Below are 21,397 nucleotides of genomic sequence, written 5' to 3' on the forward strand. Positions count from 1 at the left end.
CCGTGACAGCAATTTAGGCAGACTGATTCAATTGAAATTGGCTGACGACTTGCTGCAGGAAAAGGGTAATGGCCTCCACATCATGGGAGGATTGCTGAACCTTCAACATATCCCGGATCAACGCCATCATCTCGGCTTCCACCTCGGTAGAGGTCACCCGATTTTGGTGGCTGATGGCAGCGATATTTTCCATTAAAAATACGACCTGATCGACGACTTGGGTACGCTCCGCTTCTTCCGCAGTGGCTTTTTGGAGAAGCTCTGATGCTGCTTGAACCAGTGTTGTTCCTTCTGCAAGCACCTGATCTCCTTCGGTGATTTGCTTGGATGCTGCGCTTGCAGCCGTCGAGATCCGATCTAAAATCTGATGAATGTCCTCCGTGGAGGAGCGGGACACATCAGCCAGCTTGCGAATCTCTTCAGCGACAACCGAGAATCCGCGTCCATGCTCTCCCACACGAGCGGCTTCGATTGTCGCATTTAATGCAAGCAGGTTGGTCTGTGCCGATATTTCTTCAATGACCGCTAAAGCGCGGTAGATGTCTTTCATTGTGCCAAGGAAGGAGAGAATCGTCTGGTTTGTATCCGACACGGCACTGGAGATTTGAATCATTTTATCACCGATGCGACCTACTTCCTGTCTGGCTACACCAATCTGTTCATTGGCGGATGCCTCCAACTGCTTTAGGGTTAATCGCATATGATCGGCGGCCAGCTTTGCTTGATCCAGGTCTTGTAATTGTGTACGGGTAGCTTGAATCATTGAACCAAGCTTGAGGTTGACGCGGTCAGTAGTCACTTGAGTAGTCTCTGTAGATGCACGCATCAGATGCTGATTATCCATCACGTCCACCGTAGCACGCTGCACTTTGAGCATAATGCTCTCCAGAGAATCGATCATGTTATTAATCCATTTGGCCAGTTCACCTGATTCATCTTGAGCAAAAGCGTTCGTATCCAGACGCTGGGTAAGATCACCTTTCCCCTCTGCATTCACTCGAATGAATTGACTGAGACTGCGCAAGTCCGTATGGACGCGATTGTATTGTTTGCGATGAAGCTGGAATGCACCAAAGAATCCAAAGATGATATGAAAGCCAGCGATTGCAGCTGCGTTCCATCCACTGCCTGTCAGCGCAAAAATCAAGGCGGCAGCCAGAACAGCCGAGAGCGTAATATAGAAGCTATGCTGTTTGAATTGTCGCCATCCGATACTGCGTATTCGGTATACTTCTTCCAGATCACCTTCACACATCATGCCCCAGCGATCCGGGCAGTGAGGAAGTTGAAAGGTGATACCTTTACCGATGACGGGAATATGGCGGTAATCCGAATAACCGGGATAGGCCACAAACAGATTGGAGCCATTTTGAATCGTTTTCGATACCCCCGGATGCAATTGGCCGGTGGAGGGATCGGTGAACATCAGCTCAAGCTCTGTATGCTTCTGGACAGACACGATGCCCCAATCGGTGGTCACACCGTCTTTCAGGTTTTCCCCATGCGTAAATGTTCGGTCCTCGAAGCGGCTGCGAGATAGAGCGGTACCTGGTTGCAGCTCAGGCCGCAATACAGACTCAGCCATAAACAGATAGTTATCCCCTGAATCCGGGTAGATATGTCCCGATTCACGCTGAATGAGATCACCAAGCACGTCGCCAGGAATACGGCTGCATAAAGCACCCGCATACTTACCTTGTTGCACGATAGGGGCAATGAACATCAAGGTAATGGCGTCATGAAATGTGGACGAGCGTGGCCCGATCTCCAGTGTAAGCGGATCAGAATACGGACCATAAAGACACTTCTGACCATGTATGCCTGCTTGTGCATGGCTCAATCCGTGACCGAAGGATATATTCTCGTGAGGGTTATAACGTTGACCTATATGTTTCTGATATGTAGAAAATGAAACTTCATGCTGCTCGTTAAGAATGAACAATTCCGTGCTATCCTGAGTTCGTGCGTAGCTCGCCTTAAACCAGGTATCCAGCTTCTCTGCCTGTGGTGATCCGGGCTTCGCATCTTGGAGGTCAACCGATTCGATCTGCTGAAGCAATCGATCCAGATGACTCCACTGATCACTCGCCCAATCCATCAATAACTGTCTTCTTGTCTCCGCGATCCCTTCAAAAATGTGCTCCACATCTTCCTTACGGTGTGCGTTCAACCGATAAGACCACCACAGCGGCAACCCTTTTTTCCATCCCAGCCAATCAAACATGATGACCACCCCAAATTTTGGATTTAAAAAGATTTGAACAGCCCTCAAACATGTTGTCTTCAATGATTTTGTGATAATTCAAGCTATAGTTGGTACAACTGTATCCCACCATGGCTTTATTCCAATCTCTGTCTATATCCATCGTTATACATGAAATCTCATAGGATTACGAGGGGATATGTCATATTTTCCGAATATTTCATCAATTAATACAAATGAATATACGCTGTTTGCAGAAGAAGGAGTAAAGAGGAGAGTTTAATTTATGGCAGATATACGTTACTTCATGTCACAACAAATGTGTAGCTTATGTGCTGAGAACCAATCTCATTTTACAGTTTGTCACATGTTCAAGCCCATACTCCAAACAGTTTGTATAATGTAATTTTCAGTCAAAGCGATATAGTAGTATCTAACAAGTCAACCCGTTACGTTTGTGTAGGTTAACCTACCACCGTTCAACCTTGATGTCTCCAACCATCCCATCCTTCCAAAGGAGAATGCCTATGACCTCTCCCTCTGTTGTATCACTTCATCAATCCACGAAAAGTACCTCTGAACAGCTTCTTATTGATGTGGACCATGTTTCTGTCGTCTTTGGTAGCGGACCTCAGCAAGTAAAAGCCTTATCCGATGTGACGTTTCATATTGCATCCAATGAATTTGTCTCCCTGTTAGGTCCTTCCGGCTGTGGCAAATCAACGCTGCTCCGCATTGTTGCTGATCTTCTTCAGCCAACAACAGGCCGTGTTCGGATCGCAGGACAAGAACCGAAGCAGGCAAGGCTGCAAAGGGAGTTCGGCATCGTTTTTCAGACTCCGGCTCTGTTCGATTGGCGTACGGTGCGCCACAATGTAGAACTGCCGCTGGAACTACGGGGTACCCGGCGAAAAGAGTGTCGACGCATTAGCAGTGAACTGCTGGATAGGGTTGGACTGACTAGATTTGCAGATCATTATCCATGGCAGCTGAGCGGAGGGATGCAGCAACGCGTGTCTATTGCACGTGCACTGGCACTTGATCCACCCCTTCTACTAATGGATGAGCCGTTCTCTGCGCTGGATGAATTCACCAAAGAAAAACTGCAGATGGAACTGCTTGAGATTAAACGTTCTACCGGAAAAACCTTCCTCTTTGTTACCCATAGCATCCCCGAAGCAGTCTTTTTATCGGACCGCATCATCGTACTCTCTGCCCATCCGGGCCAAGTGCATTCGATCCATTCCGTGAACCTTCCAGCCGAGCGAGAGAGCCAGTTGAGGGAAAACGAATCCTTCTATCAGATGATAACGACGATTCGTAACTGTTTTCATGAGGAGCGTGATAAAGCCCATGTTCCTTCGTTTGTTTAAACCGGGTTACCGTGCCTGGGTGATGATATGGATCATATCGATTTTCGTCCTTTGGGAAGGGCTGGCGTGGATGCTGCATCTGTTTATGTCTCCGCAGCAGGCCACTTCTCGTCTGCCATATCTTCACATTGTCATGGAGTCGTTCTTCCGTCACTGGAGCACGCTGGCGGAGCAAGGCTCGGTTACCTTTGGCAATGCTGCCATCGGTTTTGCCGGCGGAACATTGCTAGGGGCATCACTGGCACTGCTCATGAGTGCCGCGGTCTGGATTGAACGCACGTTGTCTCCTTACGTGGTGTCTTCACAGATGGTTCCGGTCATCGGGCTTGCTCCGATCGTATATGGCATTATTCATAACGCCGAGTGGGCGCGAATTGTCATGGCGGCGTATGTCACCTTTTTCCCGGTCATCATCCATACCTTAAAAGGTTTGAAAAGTGCTTCTCCTCAGTATCTGGAACTCATGCGTGCCTACGGCACTTCGTGGAGAGCACGTTATGTAAAGTGTTTACTGCCTTCGGCAATTCCTGGTCTATTCTCCGGCATGAAAATTGCGGCTCCACTCGCAGTGACCTCCTCGATTGTCGTGGAATTGATGGGAGCACCTGATGGACTTGGCGTACTGATGGTCAGCTCGCTGTATTATGGTTCAGCACAAGCAGGTATGTTCTGGGCAACCATCATGCTCAGCATGGGCATCGGACTCATCTCCTATCTGTTCATCAGCTTGGCTGAACGTTGGCTTACCCCATGGCAGCCCGAATTCAGACCCAAAGGAGGGGAGCAGCCGTGAGCAAAAGCAGTGTATTCCAGCGAAAACGTGATGAAGGAACCACAAGCGGAGCTACGGGGCAACCTCTTCCTGGCAACAGGGGTTGGGAACAACAAGCGGAACCTTCGTCCTCATCTACTGGCCGCTCCCGCACAGGTATTCAGCGTATTGGCATGAAGCTTGGCAGGATGCTTCGCAGCCTATTGCCATGGCTCGCAGGCGGAATCTTTCTAACATTGTGGCAACTGCGCTTCTTTCATGTGCTGCTGTCACTGGAAGATTATCAGTTGCCCGTACCCTCTGCCATTGCTGCATCTATCCGGGACAATGCCGAGATGCTCTTCCGCTATGCCATCTACAGTGGTACCGAGATGCTGGGCGGGTTTCTGATTGGCTCGCTGCTAGGGGCTCTGGCTGCGATGGGAGCTTCACTTTTCGCGAATAGTGGCAGGGCAGCCGTCACAGTCCTGTCTGCGCTGAATGCTGTTCCGATTGTGGCTCTGGCTCCCATCATGAACAACTGGTTCGGAGACGGGATCTGGTCACGTATTGCCGTCGTGTCGGTCATAACGATGGCCGCGATGGCTGTCAGCCTGTTCAAAGGGCTGACCTCTATTCAGCCGCAGTATGAAGAACTGCTGAGCAGCTTGGCGGCGAGCAGAAAACAGTTCTTTTGGAAGCTGAGGATGCCCCATGCGTTGCCATCTCTCTTTGCGGGTCTGAAAATCAACATGTCGACCAGTATTATCGGCGCTATTGTAGGGGAGTTTTTTATCGCTTCCCAAGGGCTGGGTTACTTGCTCTCTGATCAGATTCGGCTCGCCAACATGCCGCTGGCCTGGTCCTGTATCGTCATCGCAGCGATCCTCGGCATTGTGCTCTATGAGACGGTTGTTCTGGCTGAAAAACGCCTGCTTCACTGGAGTCGTGTGCATACTATCCCTCAATAACATTCTGAAATCTGAAATTATGAAATCTGAAATGCTCTGTTTTCTAGCGGAAAATCCGTTCTCCATCTCGCCGTACCGTTTAACAAAATCCATATATAAACAGGGGGTTGTTCTGGACATGTACAAAACGATGAAGCCGGGTTTAGGGATGTTGATCTTGTGTGTGGTGCTGGTGCTGGCAGCATGTTCTACAAAAACGGAGCCGGCAGCACAGCCAGCCGCTGCAAGCTCGGGTGGTTCAGGAACCGCGGAGCAGCCATTAACCAAAGTGAAGATTCAGCTTAAATGGGTACCACAGGCACAGTTTGCCGGAATATATGCCGCGAAGGAACAAGGTTTTTTTGCAGAAGAAGGTATTGATGCGGAGATTATTCCAGGAGGCCCGGATATCGTTATCGAGCAACAGGTCGTTAATGGTGCAGCCGATGTGGGGATTACGGGAGTGGACAGCTTGCTGGTCAGCCGGGATAACGGTCTCCCCCTCGTTTCACTTGCCCAGATTTCACAGAAGAGTAGCTATCGACTGATTGCGAAGAAGTCCGCAGGCATTACCGATCCGGCACAGATGAAAGGCAAGAAGGTGAGTACCTGGTTTGGAAGTCAGCAATTTCAGGTGCTTGCTTTTATGGAGAGGAATGGACTTGATCCGAAAAAAGATATCGAGCTGGTGAAGCAGGGCTTTACGATGGATCAGTTTTTCAATGATCAGGTGGATGTGGCTACAGCCACGATTTATAACGAATATCACGTTGTACTGGAAAGCGGCACAAAGGAATCCGATCTGGACGTGTTCAACATTGAGGACGCCGGAGTCGGCATGCTGGAGGATACGCTGATTGCCAAGAAGGACTGGGTGGATAATAACCGTGAATTGGCGGTAAAAGTAACCCGGGCCATCCTGAAAGGCTGGAACTATGCCATTGATCATCAGGATGAGACGGTGGACATCGTGATGAGTAATGTGACCGAGGGCAGTACAACTCGTGAACATCAAGTGACGATGCTCGAAGAGATTGCCAAGCTGATTCGTCCGGAAGGATTTACCGAGAAGCAAGTGGGAAGCTTTGTTGACGAATCGTTTACCCGTACGGCAGATATTGCACTGAAATATGGGCTAATCAAGAAAGCAGCCAATCTGGATGAAGCGCTAGAGAAGAGTATATATGAAGAGGCCGTGAAATAAGCCTGCCTTACATGAATCTACGGACGAGACTGACATTGGAACATTGTAATACGGATCATATCAGAGAAGGGAGCACGGTGGATGAGTTCTGTGGATCAGCAATCACAACGTCTGGGCGGTACGAAGGAAGAATGGCTGGAGAAGGATCGCAAATATGTCTGGCACCACATCTCACCGCATAACGATCACCCGTTGATTGCCGTTAGCGGTGAGGGGAGCTGGATTACGGATCAGGAGGGTAAACGTTACCTCGATGCCATGTCGGGTTTGTGGTGCGTCAATGTAGGGCATGGACGTGAGGAGATTGCCAAACGTGCCTACGATCAGATGAAAACTCTCGCGTATATCCCGATGACACAGAGCCATGAACCGGCGATTTTACTGGCCGAGAAGCTGAATGAATGGCTTGAGGGAGAGTATCGAATCTTTTTCTCTAATTCAGGTTCGGATGCCAATGAGGTGGCTTTCAAAATAGCCCGTCAGTTCCACCATCAGAACGGTGAGCCCGCGCGTCATAAATTCATCTCTCGTCACCGTGCCTATCACGGTAACTCTATGGGGGCACTGGGCGCCACAGGGCAGGCTGCACGCAAGATCAAATACGAGCCGCTCGGTGTAGGCTTCTCCCATCTTCCTCCGCCGTACTGTTACCGCTGTCCGTTTGGAAAAAGTAAAGATAGCTGCGGGCTTGAATGTGCCGCCATCTATGAGGAAGTCATTCAATGGGAAGGCCCGGAGACGGTGGCTGCTGTAATTATGGAGCCGGTGATTACCGGTGGCGGTATGATTGTTCCTCCGCCAGATTATATGCGCAGGGTACAGGACATCTGCCAGCGCTATGGTGTGCTGTTCATTGTTGACGAGGTAATTTGCGGCTTTGGCCGCTCCGGACAGAAGTTCGGTCATCAGAATTATGGTGTGCAGCCGGATATCATCACAATGGCCAAAGGCATGACGAGTGCCTACGCTCCGTTATCCGCCACGGCGATAAGAGCCGACTTGTATCCATCTTTTCGTGAGCCTGGAACGGATAACCACTTTCGCCATGTGAACACGTTTGGCGGAAATCCGGTGTCCTGTCAGGTTGCGCTGGCAAATCTGGAGATTTTGGAAAGGGAACAACTGGTCAGCCGGGCTGCGGAACTGGGTCAGCTTCTTGGTGAGAAGTTAGAGCCGCTGCTTGAACTTCCTTCCGTAGGTGATATCCGTCTATTCGGATTCACCTGCGGCATCGAGATGATCGAGCCGGACGGTTCTCCGGCGACAACAGAGAACGTCATGCAGGTGCTGGCTCATTGTAAACGGGAAGGCATCCTGATCGGCAAGAACGGAGACACGGTGCCGGGCTTTGCGAACATTTTGACCCTATCCCCGCCCTTTGTCACGACAGAAGAAGAACTGGACCTTATCGTAAACCATTTGTTTACTGCACTTCGCAGTCTGGATGAGGGTAGGCATGAGTTGACTTAATCCGTGACAAGGAGGAGAGGAAGGATGCAGACCATAACCGAGTTATCCATTAATCAGCTGAGGCTGGATGAACATATTGAACAGTTAGCTCAGATCGGCAAGATCGGAGATACAGGGGTATGCAGGCTTGCGCTTACTCCAGAGGACATAGAGGGCATCAATCAGGTCAGGTTTTGGATGGAGAAGGCGGGTCTTGTGACTCGAATGGATGCTTTCGGTAATCTGATTGGCCGCCTGGAAGGAACAGATTCAGCTAAACCGATCCTGATGGTCGGTTCACATATCGACTCCCAGCCTTATGGAGGACGTTATGACGGTGCGATCGGTGTACTGGGTGCGCTGGAGGCCGTGCAGTGTTTGGTTGAACAAGGCATACAGCCTCGCATGGCAATTGAAGTGATTGCTTTTTGCGATGAAGAGGGATCAAGGTTTAACAAAGGTTTATTTGGTTCCCGCGGCATTACAAACCAGTTGGAGGAGGGGGAGCTGGAACGCCAGGATAAAAACGGGGTGAAGCGCCGGGAGGCACTGGCATCCTTCGGATGTTCACCATCTGAATTCGCGGCAGCGGTATATCCTCCCGGTTCCATTGGCAGTTATCTGGAGCTGCATATTGAGCAGGGGCCTGTGCTTGAAGCTATGGACGCTCAGGTCGGTCTAGTGACAGGCATCTCGGGTCCGCTCTGGCTCACGGTGACGATGAAGGGGATGGCGGGGCACGCAGGCTCGGTTCCTATGGTTATGCGTCATGATGCACTTGTGGGCAGTGCCAAAGTGATTGCGGCCTTTGACGATATGGTCCGTGAAGATCCGGGAGCACCCACTGTCGGTACGGTAGGAAGTCTGAGGGTATTTCCGGACTCGAGGAATATCATTCCTGAAGAAGTAAGCTTTACCGTGGATTTACGTGATATGGAGATGGAACGCCGAAACGGGCTGGAAGCCCGTTTGATGACATTGCTGGATGAAGTCAGCTCCCAATATGGTCTGACCTATACCGTCACCGAGGATACCAACAGTGAACCGCGATATTGTGCCGAGTCAATGATGTCCATCATTCGCTCTTCCGCGGAAGAGATGGGGATCGTGATGCCTGAATTGATGAGTGGCCCGTTCCATGATGCGCTTGCATTATCTTATGTGTGCGATTATGGCATGATTTTTGTCCGCAGTAAGGACGGTATCAGTCATCATCCCAGTGAATATTCCTCTTCTGAGGATATTGCGTTAGGTACGGAGGTGCTCTATCGCACCATTCGCAAGATGTGCACCGGTAATCCACCAAAGGAGGCGGGATAACGTTATGGCAAAGATCAGCATCGGTTTGATTCAGGCTTCCCATGAGATTGAAGGCTCGGCCCCGGTTGAAGTGCATAAGGAGGCATCCATTCAGAAGCATATTACACTTGTACGCGAAGCGGCAGCACGAGGGGCAAAGATCATCGGACTGCAGGAAGTGTTTTACGGGCCATACTTTTGCACAGAACAAACCCCAAAATGGTATGCATCCGCAGAGCAGGTTCCCGAAGGGCCGACGACCCGGCGTTTTCAGGAACTGGCGAAGGAGCTTGCTGTTGTCCTTATTTTGCCTGTGTACGAAGTAGAGGGCATTGCTTCTTATTACAATACGGCGGCGGTGATTGATGCAGATGGAACGTATCTGGGCAAATACCGCAAACATCATATTCCGCATGTCGAGGCGGGAGAGGGGACGAACGGCTTTTGGGAAAAGTATTATTTTAAACCCGGTAATCTGGGTTATCCGGTATTTGATACGGCTTACGCCAAAGTGGGCGTGTATATCTGTTACGATCGTCATTTTCCTGAAGGGGCACGATTGCTGGGGCTGGCAGGGGCAGAAATTGTTTTTAATCCATCGGCTACAGTGGCAGGCACCTCGGAGTATTTATGGAAGCTGGAACAGCCAGCCCATGCGGTAGCCAACGGATACTATGTAGCGGCAATCAACCGTGTGGGCATGGAGGCGCCGTGGAACATGGGTGAGTTTTATGGACAGTCGTATCTGGTGGACCCGCGAGGGCGCATGGTTGCGATGGGCAGCAGGGATCGGGATGAAGTGGTCATTGGCGAGATGGATACGGAGTTGATCCGTGAGGTACGTAACGTGTGGCAGTTTTACCGAGATCGCAGACCGGAGACGTATGAACATCTGGTGAGCTTGTAGATCGGATTTAGGGCGTTGTTGCGGGAGGCATAGGCTTGGCATTTGTCTGGCATATCAATGGATTGTACGGCAATAATCTTTCGCGGGAGGTGCGTGACATTATGAACCGTTCTGGAACAGCATGGTCGGATTACGGCTGGGAAAATCGTTTTAGCGAGATGAAACCAGCCATGACCAATAAGGAAGCAATGGAAGAGTCTAACCGCTGTCTGTATTGTTACGATGCCCCTTGTATTAAGGCGTGCCCGACAGATATCAATATTCCTTCTTTTATCAAAAAAATAGCCACAGGACATCTCAAAGGATCGGCCCGTACGATCATGGATGCCAATCCGGTTGGCGCGAGTTGCGCACGTGTCTGTCCTACAGAAGAGTTATGTGAGGGGGCCTGTGTGCTGAACGAGTCTTCCAAACCGATTCGCATTGGTGATCTGCAGCGCTATGCGACAGACTGGGCAAGGGAGAGGCATGAACCGCTGTTTCATGCAGCACCTGATAACGGGAGAAGTGTTGCTATTGTTGGAGCTGGGCCGGCGGGGCTATCAGCCGCACGCGAATTGGGTCGGGCTGGATATGACGTGACTATCTATGAAGCCAAAGCAAAGGGCGGCGGACTGAATACCTATGGCATCGTATCCTTCCGTCTGCCGGAGTCGATCCCATTGTGGGAAGTCGAGCAGGTGGAAGCACTGGGAGTGAAGATTCGATACGGTGTACGGGTTGGTGTAGATGTAGCGGCACCCGAGTTGCTGGAGCAACATGAGGCTGTCATTCTCGCATGTGGTATGGGAGCGGTCCCGATGTTGGGCATTGAAGGGGAGGCGCTGGAAGGCGTTTATGATGCGATTGAACTTGTGGAATCGACCAAACAGGGTGTACCGCCAGCGCTGCATGGTCTGAATGTAGCCGTAATTGGTGCAGGTAATACGGCAGTGGATGCAGCGACTTGTTCCGTGCGTCTCGGTGCAGAGCGAGTACAGATGTTATATCGTCGTGGGAAACAGCAGATGACAGCCTATGCATTTGAGTACACATTTGCCAAGCAAGAGGGCGTGGAGTTTCGTTGGTTTACGATGCCAGAGCGTATTCTTGGAGACGAGAATGGCAGGGTTCGAGCGGTAGAATGTGTGAAAATGGAACTCGTAACCCCGCCCGGCGGCGGACGTGCGATGCCTGTGGCGGTAGAAAATTCATCCTTTATTATCGAATGTGACACGGTGATTCGGGCTATAGGACAGAATCGTTTGCTACCACTTTTTGAGGCGTTTGAACTGAAGCATCATGGAGGAGTGGTAGAAGTAGATGCGCATACGTATCGTACCTCACATCCTCAGGTGTATGCGGCAGGAGACGTCATTTTTGGTCAAGGTCAAGGAGAGGCCATGGTCGTTTCAGCGGCACAACAGGGTAAATTGGTCGCTGCCACGATCATGAAGATGGTGCCGGGCCGCTCGGAAGAGAGCGCGTAAGGAAGTGTGAAAGTCACATCTTTCTCAGAAACGCATCTCCACGAGAGATCATACCGGCTCCAAATCGGCTAACGATCACCAGACACCTTATTTCGGCAAAAACAAGGCATGTGAAATTCTAACGATCACCACGAAGCTTATTTCACCCAAAACCTGTGGATTCAGGCCGGAAATGGACAAAAAGAGCAATATAACGCTCCTACGGATCGTTAGAATTCCCAAAGGCTGAATTTCAGCTAAATAAGAGCTGTGGAGATTGTTAGAGAGCTATCTTTGTTTACGTTCATCATAGCAAGCGTAGTTGTACCTCAAACTCACATCAAGGAGGGTTCGATATGGCTGACTTATCCATCAATCTGGCAGGCATCCGGTCACCTAATCCATTCTGGCTTGCCTCGGCACCACCGACAAATACCGGGTACCAGGTACAGCGTGCGTTTGAGGCGGGCTGGGGAGGTGCGGTGTGGAAGACACTCGGCGAGCCGATCATTAACACTTCCTCCCGCTTTGCGGCAGTACATTTTGGCGGTCAGCGTGTGGCGGGATTTAACAATATTGAGCTGATCTCCGACCGTCCACTGGAGGTCAATCTGCGCGAGATTGCCGAGACGAAGAAACGCTTCCCTGACCGCGCCGTCGTGGCATCTCTAATGGTGGAACCCAAGCGGGAAAAGTGGCATGAAATTGTAAAAAAGGTTGAGGCTGTCGGCGTAGATGGTCTGGAACTGAACTTTGGATGTCCGCACGGTATGGCAGAACGAGGCATGGGCGCTGCTTCAGGCCAACAGCCTGATCTTGTCGAGTTGCAGACGATGTGGGTAAAAGAGGTGGCTTCCACACCAGTCATCGTAAAGTTGACACCTAACATTACAGATATTACGGCAACGGCCCGGGCGGCTGTACGTGGTGGTGCAGATGCGATCTCACTCATCAATACAATCAATTCTCTCGCTGGCGTTGATCTGGACTCCTGGAACACCGTGCCGCATGTAGGCGGCAAGGGAGCACACGGTGGATACTGTGGCCCGGCTGTAAAACCCATCGCGCTTAACATGGTAGCGGAATGCGCCCGTCATCCCGAAGTTGGTGTGCCGATTTCGGGTATCGGCGGTATATCCGACTGGCGCGATACGGCTGAATTTCTGCTGATGGGCGCAACGGGAGTACAGGTATGTACAGCGGCGATGCACCATGGATTCCGCATTGTGGAGGACATGATTGAAGGGCTGAACGATTACTTGGATGAAAAAGGACTTCAGAGTGTAGCCGAACTGGTCGGTCAGACCGTACCAAGATACTCGGATTGGGGCAATCTGGACCTCAACTACAAAGTGGTTGCCCGCATCAATCGGGATGTATGCATCAATTGCAACAAGTGCCACATTGCCTGTGAAGACACATCCCATCAATGTATTGATATGTTAACCGACCCGGCAGGTGCTTATCTTGAAGTGGTAGAGGAGGATTGTGTCGGCTGTAATCTGTGTTCCATCGTCTGCCCGGTGGACGGTGCGATCGAGATGATTGAGCTTGCACCAGAACAGGAGCCTGTTACCTGGAATGAACGTCAGTCGGCGATTTCCCTGCTGCAATCCATTCATAATCCATCAGCCAAGGAGGCGATTTCATGAGTACGCGCACATTGATTCGCGGTGGTATTTTGGTGACGGCATCAGATACCTTTGAGGCTGATCTATTGATCACAGCAGGGAAAATAGCACAGATCGGTATCGGGTTAATCCCCGATGATCAGACAGAAGTACTTGATGCAGGAGGCTGTTATATCATACCTGGTGGTATCGATCCCCATACTCATCTCGATATGCCGTTTGGCGGCACGGTCACAGCGGATGATTTTGCTACGGGCACAAAGGCTGCGGCCTTTGGCGGCACCACAACCATTATTGACTTTTGTCTGACTCAGAAAGGCCGTCCATTATCCGAATCTCTGCAGGAATGGCATCGCAAAGCCGAGGGAAAGGCAGTCATTGACTATGGATTTCACCTAATGATTGGCGAGATGAATGAGCAGGTGCTGGAAGAACTGCCGCAGATGATTGAAGAGGAGGGCGTATCCTCCTTCAAGGTGTTTATGGCATACAAAAACCAGTTTCAGGCCGATGATGGCATCCTCTTTCAGACGTTGCAAAAAGCCAAAGACTACGGTGCACTTGTCATGGTGCACGCCGAGAACGGGGATGTCATTGACCTGCTTGTGAAGCAGGCGCTCGCTGAAGGTCACACAGCACCGATTCATCATGCATTGACCCGCCCCTCCATGCTGGAGGGAGAAGCGACGGGACGTGCCGCCCGTTTGGCCGCACTGGCGGATTCGCAGCTGTATGTGGTGCATGTTACTTGTGGCGAAGCCGCCGAGCAGATCGCGCGTATGCGTGAGATGGGATACCGAATCTGGGGAGAGACATGTCCGCAATATCTGACGCTGGATCAGTCCATAATGGATCAGCCGGACTTTGAGGGTGCCAAATATGTTTGGTCACCTCCGCTGAGGGAGAAGGGGCATCAGGAAGCGCTGTGGAATGCGCTGCAAAGTGGGCAGTTGCAGACGATTGGTTCGGATCATTGCTCGTTTAACTTCAAGGGGCAGAAGGATCTGGGCAAAGATGACTTCAGCAAAATTCCTAACGGGGGGCCTGTCATTGAGGACCGGCTAAGTATTCTATATTCGGAGGGCGTAGCGAAAGGCCGGATATCGCTCAATCAATGGGTTGATTTGTGCTCAACCAGGGCCGGCAAATTATTCGGATTATTTCCACAGAAGGGAACCCTCGCGGTAGGGACGGATGCAGATATTGTTATTTTTGACCCTTCCGTAACTAGGATAATTTCGGCGGAAACACATCATATGAACGTGGATTATAGCGCGTTCGAAGGCATGCAGGTGCAGGGGTGCCCGGTGACCGTGTTCTGTCGTGGCGAGTATGTGATACGGGATCGGCAGTATGTGGGCAATGCAGGGGCAGGACAATATGTAAAGCGCAACAAATACGATGCAGGAGCACCGATTCCATCGAGGCAACCGGTGACTGCCGTTCATGGGGGGCGGAACTAATGTCGGAACTACTGTCAGAACACGAGGCATTTGAATTGGAGAAGCTGGCAATTGAGCGTTTGGTTGCACAGGGGTATCGAATCTATTCTGTCCGGGAGCATCTGGAGGGAGCTCATGTGACATGGGTACATCCTGAGCTTCCGGGAGAAAATGTGGAGCAGTATGTGGGGACAGCCTCGGGCCGAAAGTGGTTCAGCCACATACTCATACGTCAGCTACAGGAACAGCGAAGCGCATAGTGTAGTATGTGATGGGGATGGCTTGGCTGCCATTTACCCATCTGAGTTCCTAACACATCCAGACATATACTCTTTATATAAGTGATCCATGCTCATATTCGTAAGCATAGAGCGCAAGTTCCGTGGCAACCCGTTTCTCGGGTAGAAGGTAGTCTTTTCCCAAAAGCGATTCAATTTTGTCTAACCGATGGTACAACGTCTGTCTGACGATAAACAGTGCACTTGCCGTCTCTTGTTTGGAGCAGCAAAGTGTCAGGTATTGTTTCAGTGTAAGGAGTAGCTGACCTCCCTTCTCCGAATCATACCGAATCAGTGGCCCCAAGTATTCGTTGATAAAATCAGTTAAGCTACCGCTCTGTTTCATACTGGCGATGATGCGGTAACAGTGCAGGTTACTGTAAAAGGGCTGCTCCATTACTCCGATATCTTTCTGAATACGCAGCGTTTCCTTGGCGGATTCAAGACTCTCTCGCAGGCGTGGGTATTCCGAATAGTGCTGACCGATACCATACAGACCGGAGAAGAGCTGGTGAGTTTGCTCCTGCTCGTGCTGCCGAAGCTGTTGAATACAGGACCAAAGATTAGATTTACGAAGAGATGCAACCTGTGGGTCGATGACAATGAGAATGATCTGGAGATTAAGCACAGTACTGTAGAGGGTGAAGCCTTCCCGGGCAAATACGGAGCGGGCAACGATATTACGCTGGATCAGTATCTTTTGCAGTCTGAGACTGTCGTGCTGCGCAGGACTGCTGTCGAATAACACAACTGCGGCCTGTCCTGTACAGAGAGCCGGATTTACCGCTGCAAGATATTCATGAATTTCTTTGGCGGAGTGATGTCCGTTTAACCAGTCAATGACCCACATATCCTCCTTATACCGCCGTTTTTCCTCCATGTACTGGGTACGCATCCAATCCTGGGCTATGGCGGCAGCACATCGCTCCAGCGCATGAAAAACGTACTCGTCGGATGGGTGCGTGAGATCGGGAATGGGAGGATCAGGGTCTGTGTGTTTGTGAGGGAAAAGGATAAGATCGGCAAAGGTGTACTCCAGTGCCTGGACAGGGATGCTGATTGGATTCATTGTGAGCTGCCCGGTAAAAGGGTCTGTTACCTTCACAGCCGCAGCGTTCCCTGTATAACGGTCATGGTTAGCGTGAGCCATCAATTCACGCTGTTCCAACCACTGTTGTCTCCGCTTCTCCAGTTGTTCAGGTGGGACATAAGGTATGGCTGTAGCTTCACCTTCCAGCGGATATAAGGCAACAGCATACCCGGTATTGCGTGACAGCAGACGCAGTAACGGCTGTACACCATCCCCATTCAGCAACAGCTGATGAAAGGAGGTGGTGAGCTGATCCAGTTCCGCGACCATACGCTGATGACTGCGAATCAGGGCAAAATGCAAATCCTGTGTAATATCAACATACCGGACTTGTTCATGAAACCAGATTAGCGGGAAATCTTCCGCCTCAGCCAGTTGTTTCATCGCCTCAAGCTGTGATCGCGTATGTTCCCCGAGTTCAATGCATAACCCTGCGGCACCGCAGGCAATCAATTGTTGCAGAAAAGACAGACCATGCGACTTGCCTTCAGGCCAGCCGATCCCTGTTGTCAGCACCAATTCTCCGCCGCTCAGCAAGCCCCCAATCTCAGGAACCTCCATAATATGTACCCAGCGTACGTAGCGCTCCAATGCGCGATGACTGGCAAGGTACTCGGCCTTGCGAAACACAGGACGTTTCAGCATGTCTCTAACTTGGATATGAAGCGTGGTCTCCCCCACACGATCACCGCCCTTTCCCATGACTCATCTGTAGATTTGATACAAAGGGTACTGGATTTAGGGTGTTTGCTTGCTGGATTTTTAAAGATAAGTATACGTTTATTCAGAATAGATGAGATTAAACCTGACGCTCATTTGGTCTAGATAACAAAAATAATTCATCTTTTTGTTATGCATCTAAAATGGGCAGCAGATATATGTTCGTCTTTTTTACGTCGAAACGAAAAAAAATGCCCTTGATCAGGCACGGGAATCATTACAGATTCCAGTACCCGTCAAGGGCAAAGCTTTGCTTGCGATCACATCTGAATCGTGGGGATAACGCTAGACTGAATTAATCGACGATTTTTTTCTTTTTGAATTTCATCAGGAACTCATACACGATCGGCACGATGACTAGCGTAAGCAGTGTAGAACTGATCAGACCACCGATAACGGTAATACCGAGTCCTTTCGAGATGATACCTGCACTTTCTTCGAGACCTGTTACCAGTGGCAGCAGGGCACCAATCGTTGCGAGAGCGGTCATCAGGATTGGACGCAGACGTGTAGCTCCTGCTTCCAGCAGCGCTTCACGCGTCGTGAGTCCTTCATTTTCCTTATGAATAACACGGTCAATCAATACAATGGCGTTGGTAACAACGATACCAATCAGCATTAGTGCACCCATCATAGCAGATACGTCGAGTGTACCGCCTGCGATGAACAAACCAACCATGATCCCGATTACGGTAAACGGCAGGGAGAACAGGATTGCGAATGGTGCAAGTCCGCCGCCAAACGTCACGACAAGCACGAAGTATACAATTGCAATAGCTGCTAGCATCGCCAGACCGAGCTGTGTAAAGGTGTCATTAATCTGTTCGGTTGTACCGCCAAACTTCACTTCAACACCATCTGGCAAGTCCAGTTTGTCGATGTTTGCTTTCAAGTTCTGTGAAGCCTTCGTCACATCGGAAGCCAGAATGTTCGCTGTCACCTGTACAACCACTTTGCCATCAATGCGCATAATGGAGTTTGGTGAAGTGCCTTCTTCCACTTTGGCTACATCCTTGATTGGAACCTGGATACCTAGCGGTGAAGTGACCTTTTCATTTTCAATATCCTTGATGCTGCTGAACGTTTTGTTGTCCGTTTCTACATAGACTTTGTACGTTTTGTTGTCGATATCCACTTCGGTAAGAACCGGACGTTCCCGTACAGGGCTCAGTGCCATTGCCAGTTGACCTGCCGTGAGTCCGAGTTTGCTCAACTTCTCCTGATCGGCAACGAGCGTGTACTGACCGTAGGTGTCGGAGATGGTGGTATCTGCTTTTTCAAAAGAGTCCTTATCCGCCTGAACCAGTTTCAGGACTTCTTCAGCCACAGGTTTCAACTGCTCTACATTGTCGCCGTAGATGGACAGGCTCAAGTTGCTGCCCCCGAATCCGCCAGACATGTCGAGTTCACTCCATGTACCTTTGGTCACCTCTTTTTGCAAACCTTCAACCAGTTGTGTTTTCACATCGGTAAAGTCTTTGGTGTCTTTATTGTATTGGATGTAGAAGAGCGCGGAGTTTCCGCCGCCTCCACCCATGCTAGCGAGCGGGCTGCCGCCGCCGATGGAATATTGCATCTTCTCCAAACCTGGCTGTTTCAGTAACCATTTCTCAGCAACGAGGGCTTCTTTTTCAACATCTTCACGAAGTGAGCCCGTTTCCGGACTATACGTGATCGTAACGAATTTGTCCTTTTGCTCCGGCAGGAAACTTGTGCCAATGAATGGGTACAGGAACAAGCTGCCGACCAATAGTAGAACCGCAATAAGAACGGTAATGATTTTATGAGAGAGCGTCCAGTTCAACAGACGTTTGTAGCTTTCAGCCAGTTTGCCCGGCTTCTCTTCATGGTTTTGTTTGTTCTTGATTCCTTTGTGGAACAGGCTGTGTGCCAGCATCGGAACAATGGTGATTGCAACCAGCAGGGAAGCCAGCAGGGCGAAAACCATCGTTAAGGCGAATGGCATGAACAGCTCTCCGACCATACCGCTAACGAGTGCCAGCGGCAAGAATACCGCAATCGTTACAATTGTCGAGGAGAGGATCGGGATAAACATTTCGCGAGTTGCTTCACGAACCAAATCCCGGCCTTTGAGCTTCTCGTTTTTGAGTGTCAGCCTACGATAGATGTTCTCGATAACAACGATGGAGTCGTCGACAACCCGGCCGATCGCAACCGTCATTGCTCCGAGTGTCATCATGTTCAAGGTGATGTCCATCAGGTTGAGCGCCGTCAATGCCATGAGCAAGGAGAGCGGAATCGAAATAATGGAGATAATCGTTGAACGGATGTTACGCAGGAAGATCAGAATAATCAGAATCGCGAACAAGGCACCAAATACGGCTTTGCCCAACATCGTGTTGACGGAATCCTGGATAGGCTGACCTTGGTCAAGCAGGATCGTCAGTTCTGCATTTTTAAATTGCTTTTGCAGTTCTTCGGCTTTACTTTTGACGGCCTTAACCACGTCCACCGTATTGGCATCGTTGGATTTCACTACGGAAATACCGATGGATTCCTTGCCGTTCGTGCGGGAGATGGACTCGGCTTGACCGATGACCTCAATTTTGGCAATGTCGCTCAGCTTCACGGTTGGGATGCCAGCTGCGCTTGCAGCACCTGCGGAACCGGATGGGTTCGCTGCTGCAGCATTGCCGCTGCCAGCCTGACCAGCTGCGGGATTGAAACCTTGCGCAGCACCAGCTGCATCTTGTCCAGCTTGAGCCGATGGATCAGTAGTTTGACCTGTAGCTTGACCGTTTTGCGCACCGCCACCTTGGGAAGCCCCTGGCGTAGACGCACCTTGTTCTGTAGCCGCTCCAGTACCTTGGCCTGCAGAAGCACCAGCGCCAGCTCCGCTTGGTACGACTGGAATCGCTAGGTTTTTCAGATCATCGAGTCCGATGATATTGCCGTCCACAACCACGGCTTTCTGGGATTTATCCAGTTCGAATAGGCCGAGCGGTACACGAATGGATGAACCCTTAACGATTCCGTTCACCGTATCTTCGCTTAGACCGAGTTCAGCCATTTTGGCTTGATCAAACGTTAATTGCACTTCTTTAACGTACTGACCGGACACTTGAACCTGAGCTACACCATCAATATCTTCTAGTGCAGGTTTGATATCCGATTCTACGAGCCGTGTCAGTTCTTCCAAATCCCCGCCGTCTTTGTCAGACAAACTGAGGGATACAACCGGGAACGAGTTAATGCTGAATTTGGAGATCGTTGGTTTCTGCACACTGTCGGGCAATTGCACCTCGTTCAGTGCTTCACGAACCGTAGCTGTCGCGTTCGTCAGGTCGGTTCCATAGTCGAATTCCAGCGTGATGGATGCCGCATTCTCCATGGAAGTGGAGGTGACGGTCTTCACGCCATCGAGGTTGCGCAGCTTCTGTTCCAGCGGCTTCGTGACATCTTCTACAATACCTTCTGGAGCGGCACCCGGATCGATCGCCGTGACATTCAGAAACGGTACATTGATGTTCGGGATGGTCTCCTGCTTCATCGTCATTCCGCTGTACAAGCCTGCGAATGAGATGATGATGGTCAGAATCCAGATTGCAAACTTGTTGTTCAGTGAAAAGTTAATAATCCCTTTCATACGTTGGTTTCTTCTCCTCTCTGTTTCTCCTGTTTATGTGTTTGACGAGTCAGCCTGGATAAACCGGTTATACATGGTATCCATAATGTGCTGGAGCTCGGAGTGCATCGGCTCAAGGATAGTTATCCCTTCCAGGTTGCGCATCATACCGAGAATGATGGCACGCCTTGGCATAAATTCCATGATCTCTTGCCTTAGTATGGCTATGGTCTCAAGCACATCATTTTTTGATTGACCGCTGGGCAGGTCGCTTGATGCGATATCTTGCATCTGTTTCAGAATATGGACGGGATGCCGCAACATGGCTGCATCCGGTTGGGGCTCAGCAATCCAGGCAGGCCACTGATCCAGAGAAATCAGAGGTTCTGGCCGATGCTGGAGGCAGCCCTGTGCTGCATAATCCATCATCTGTAACAGATGTGTAGCCATCTTATTGACCGTAAGGGAAGGCATTTCGGTAAACCAGATTTTGACGTACGACAGGAAAAGTCCATGTGTCAGCAGGATAAGATCAATCGTATAAGGCTCGATCTCGGAGCCGTACAGATCTTCCAGTTTACTTTTGAACCAATGCAACGTACGTATCTCAATATCTCTTTGCTGAGGGGTGCAGTGCTCCTTGCGCTGTTGTTCATCATCCATCATCATGCTGCGTAGCTGGACACGTAAAAATTCCTTCAATTCCGCGACATGCGTTAGCAGCACCTCAATCTGTTTATGTAGCCGTTCTCTGGAAGTCAGGCTGCTTTCATGTTCAATCTGGGACATCTCGTCCATAAGAATGTATACACAGTACTCCAGCGTACTGGCCTCCAGTTCCTCTTTGGATTTGAACATCAGATATAAGCTGCCTTTAGACATCCCGCATAATTCGGCAATCTCCTGCATGGAGGTTGCGGCGCTGCCCTTGGCCGAAAACAGCTTGAGTGCTGTGGTGATAACCAGTTTTCTTTTTTCATTCATCCCATGGATCGGGTTCATTAAGGGTATGTTCACCTCGCTGGGAACTCTTGAGTTCTTATATTGACTTTGTGGTCAAACTAAG

General features: G+C 50.3%; 15 protein-coding genes. 11 read left to right on the forward strand and 4 right to left on the reverse strand.

Annotated features, from left to right (window positions below; translation table 11 throughout):
- Positions 1-13: 13 nt before the first annotated feature.
- Positions 14-2,224, reverse strand: coding sequence for a methyl-accepting chemotaxis protein (locus ABIE27_RS06755; protein ID WP_429350169.1), 2,211 nt, complete (start codon positions 2,222-2,224; stop codon positions 14-16).
- 506 nt (positions 2,225-2,730) lie between these two features.
- Here ABIE27_RS06755 and ABIE27_RS06760 point away from each other — a divergent pair.
- The 11 genes from ABIE27_RS06760 (at position 2,731) to ABIE27_RS06810 (ending at position 14,917) form a co-directional block, all read left to right on the forward strand.
- A complete protein-coding gene (locus tag ABIE27_RS06760; protein ID WP_429350170.1) occupies positions 2,731-3,576 on the forward strand; it encodes an ABC transporter ATP-binding protein in 846 nt (281 codons plus the stop codon).
- Complete coding sequence (locus ABIE27_RS06765) at positions 3,557-4,369, forward strand: ABC transporter permease (RefSeq protein WP_429350171.1); 813 nt, start codon at positions 3,557-3,559, stop codon at positions 4,367-4,369. The genes ABIE27_RS06760 and ABIE27_RS06765 overlap by 20 nt, the downstream gene beginning before the upstream one ends.
- Complete coding sequence (locus ABIE27_RS06770) at positions 4,366-5,298, forward strand: ABC transporter permease (protein ID WP_429350172.1); 933 nt, start codon at positions 4,366-4,368, stop codon at positions 5,296-5,298. The genes ABIE27_RS06765 and ABIE27_RS06770 overlap by 4 nt, the downstream gene beginning before the upstream one ends.
- 118 nt (positions 5,299-5,416) lie before the next feature.
- Positions 5,417-6,481 carry an ABC transporter substrate-binding protein gene (locus ABIE27_RS06775; RefSeq protein ID WP_429350173.1) on the forward strand — a complete coding sequence of 355 codons (1,065 nt, stop codon included), beginning with the start codon at positions 5,417-5,419 and terminating at the stop codon, positions 6,479-6,481.
- An 81-nt stretch (positions 6,482-6,562) separates the two neighbouring features.
- Entirely contained in the window at positions 6,563-7,951 is a 1,389-nt protein-coding gene (locus ABIE27_RS06780) for an aspartate aminotransferase family protein (RefSeq protein ID WP_429350174.1), read from the forward strand.
- A gap of 24 nt (positions 7,952-7,975) precedes the next feature.
- Positions 7,976-9,250, forward strand: coding sequence for a M20 family metallo-hydrolase (locus ABIE27_RS06785; protein ID WP_123065273.1), 1,275 nt, complete (start codon positions 7,976-7,978; stop codon positions 9,248-9,250).
- A 4-nt stretch (positions 9,251-9,254) separates the two neighbouring features.
- Complete coding sequence (locus tag ABIE27_RS06790) at positions 9,255-10,136, forward strand: nitrilase-related carbon-nitrogen hydrolase (RefSeq protein ID WP_123065274.1); 882 nt, start codon at positions 9,255-9,257, stop codon at positions 10,134-10,136.
- Between the two features lie 101 nt (positions 10,137-10,237).
- Positions 10,238-11,605, forward strand: a complete 1,368-nt coding sequence (locus tag ABIE27_RS06795) for an NAD(P)-dependent oxidoreductase (protein WP_429350257.1) — start codon at positions 10,238-10,240, stop codon at positions 11,603-11,605.
- Between the two features lie 335 nt (positions 11,606-11,940).
- Positions 11,941-13,236 (forward strand): NAD-dependent dihydropyrimidine dehydrogenase subunit PreA, encoded by a 1,296-nt coding sequence (gene preA, locus ABIE27_RS06800; RefSeq protein ID WP_429350175.1) that lies wholly within the window; start codon positions 11,941-11,943, stop codon positions 13,234-13,236.
- Complete coding sequence (hydA, locus tag ABIE27_RS06805) at positions 13,233-14,678, forward strand: dihydropyrimidinase (RefSeq protein ID WP_429350176.1); 1,446 nt, start codon at positions 13,233-13,235, stop codon at positions 14,676-14,678. Before preA ends, hydA begins: the two co-directional genes overlap by 4 nt.
- On the forward strand, positions 14,678-14,917 hold the full coding sequence (locus tag ABIE27_RS06810) for a hypothetical protein (protein WP_240036970.1): 240 nt from the start codon (positions 14,678-14,680) through the stop codon (positions 14,915-14,917). Before hydA ends, ABIE27_RS06810 begins: the two co-directional genes overlap by 1 nt.
- Before the next feature lie 73 nt (positions 14,918-14,990).
- On the opposite strand, the gene ABIE27_RS06815 is transcribed toward ABIE27_RS06810, so the two are convergent.
- From ABIE27_RS06815 to ABIE27_RS06825, 3 genes are all read right to left on the reverse strand, one after another.
- Positions 14,991-16,706 carry a PucR family transcriptional regulator gene (locus ABIE27_RS06815; RefSeq protein ID WP_429350177.1) on the reverse strand — a complete coding sequence of 572 codons (1,716 nt, stop codon included), beginning with the start codon at positions 16,704-16,706 and terminating at the stop codon, positions 14,991-14,993.
- Between the two features lie 334 nt (positions 16,707-17,040).
- A complete protein-coding gene (locus tag ABIE27_RS06820) occupies positions 17,041-20,352 on the reverse strand; it encodes an efflux RND transporter permease subunit (RefSeq protein ID WP_429350178.1) in 3,312 nt (1,103 codons plus the stop codon).
- A gap of 33 nt (positions 20,353-20,385) precedes the next feature.
- Complete coding sequence (locus tag ABIE27_RS06825; protein ID WP_161556964.1) at positions 20,386-21,315, reverse strand: TetR/AcrR family transcriptional regulator; 930 nt, start codon at positions 21,313-21,315, stop codon at positions 20,386-20,388.
- Between the last annotated feature and the right edge of the window lie 82 nt (positions 21,316-21,397).

Origin of the sequence: Paenibacillus sp. 4624, from assembly GCF_050435065.1 — a bacterium.
Lineage (GTDB): Bacteria > Bacillota > Bacilli > Paenibacillales > Paenibacillaceae > Paenibacillus > Paenibacillus amylolyticus_D.

What these genes read in the sequence shown, in the direction of transcription:
- ABIE27_RS06795 (WP_429350257.1), top strand. Translation starts at nt 10,238, where the DNA reads ATGAACCGTTCTGGAACAGCATGGTCGGATTACGGCTGGGAAAATCGT.
- ABIE27_RS06775 (WP_429350173.1), top strand. Translation starts at nt 5,417, where the DNA reads ATGTACAAAACGATGAAGCCGGGTTTAGGGATGTTGATCTTGTGTGTG.
- preA (WP_429350175.1), top strand. Translation starts at nt 11,941, where the DNA reads ATGGCTGACTTATCCATCAATCTGGCAGGCATCCGGTCACCTAATCCA.
- ABIE27_RS06765 (WP_429350171.1), top strand. Translation starts at nt 3,557, where the DNA reads ATGTTCCTTCGTTTGTTTAAACCGGGTTACCGTGCCTGGGTGATGATA.
- hydA (WP_429350176.1), top strand. Translation starts at nt 13,233, where the DNA reads ATGAGTACGCGCACATTGATTCGCGGTGGTATTTTGGTGACGGCATCA.
- ABIE27_RS06760 (WP_429350170.1), top strand. Translation starts at nt 2,731, where the DNA reads ATGACCTCTCCCTCTGTTGTATCACTTCATCAATCCACGAAAAGTACC.
- ABIE27_RS06820 (WP_429350178.1), bottom strand. Translation starts at nt 20,352, where the DNA reads ATGAAAGGGATTATTAACTTTTCACTGAACAACAAGTTTGCAATCTGG.
- ABIE27_RS06810 (WP_240036970.1), top strand. Translation starts at nt 14,678, where the DNA reads ATGTCGGAACTACTGTCAGAACACGAGGCATTTGAATTGGAGAAGCTG.
- ABIE27_RS06755 (WP_429350169.1), bottom strand. Translation starts at nt 2,224, where the DNA reads ATGTTTGATTGGCTGGGATGGAAAAAAGGGTTGCCGCTGTGGTGGTCT.
- ABIE27_RS06790 (WP_123065274.1), top strand. Translation starts at nt 9,255, where the DNA reads ATGGCAAAGATCAGCATCGGTTTGATTCAGGCTTCCCATGAGATTGAA.
- ABIE27_RS06780 (WP_429350174.1), top strand. Translation starts at nt 6,563, where the DNA reads ATGAGTTCTGTGGATCAGCAATCACAACGTCTGGGCGGTACGAAGGAA.
- ABIE27_RS06785 (WP_123065273.1), top strand. Translation starts at nt 7,976, where the DNA reads ATGCAGACCATAACCGAGTTATCCATTAATCAGCTGAGGCTGGATGAA.
- ABIE27_RS06825 (WP_161556964.1), bottom strand. Translation starts at nt 21,315, where the DNA reads ATGAATGAAAAAAGAAAACTGGTTATCACCACAGCACTCAAGCTGTTT.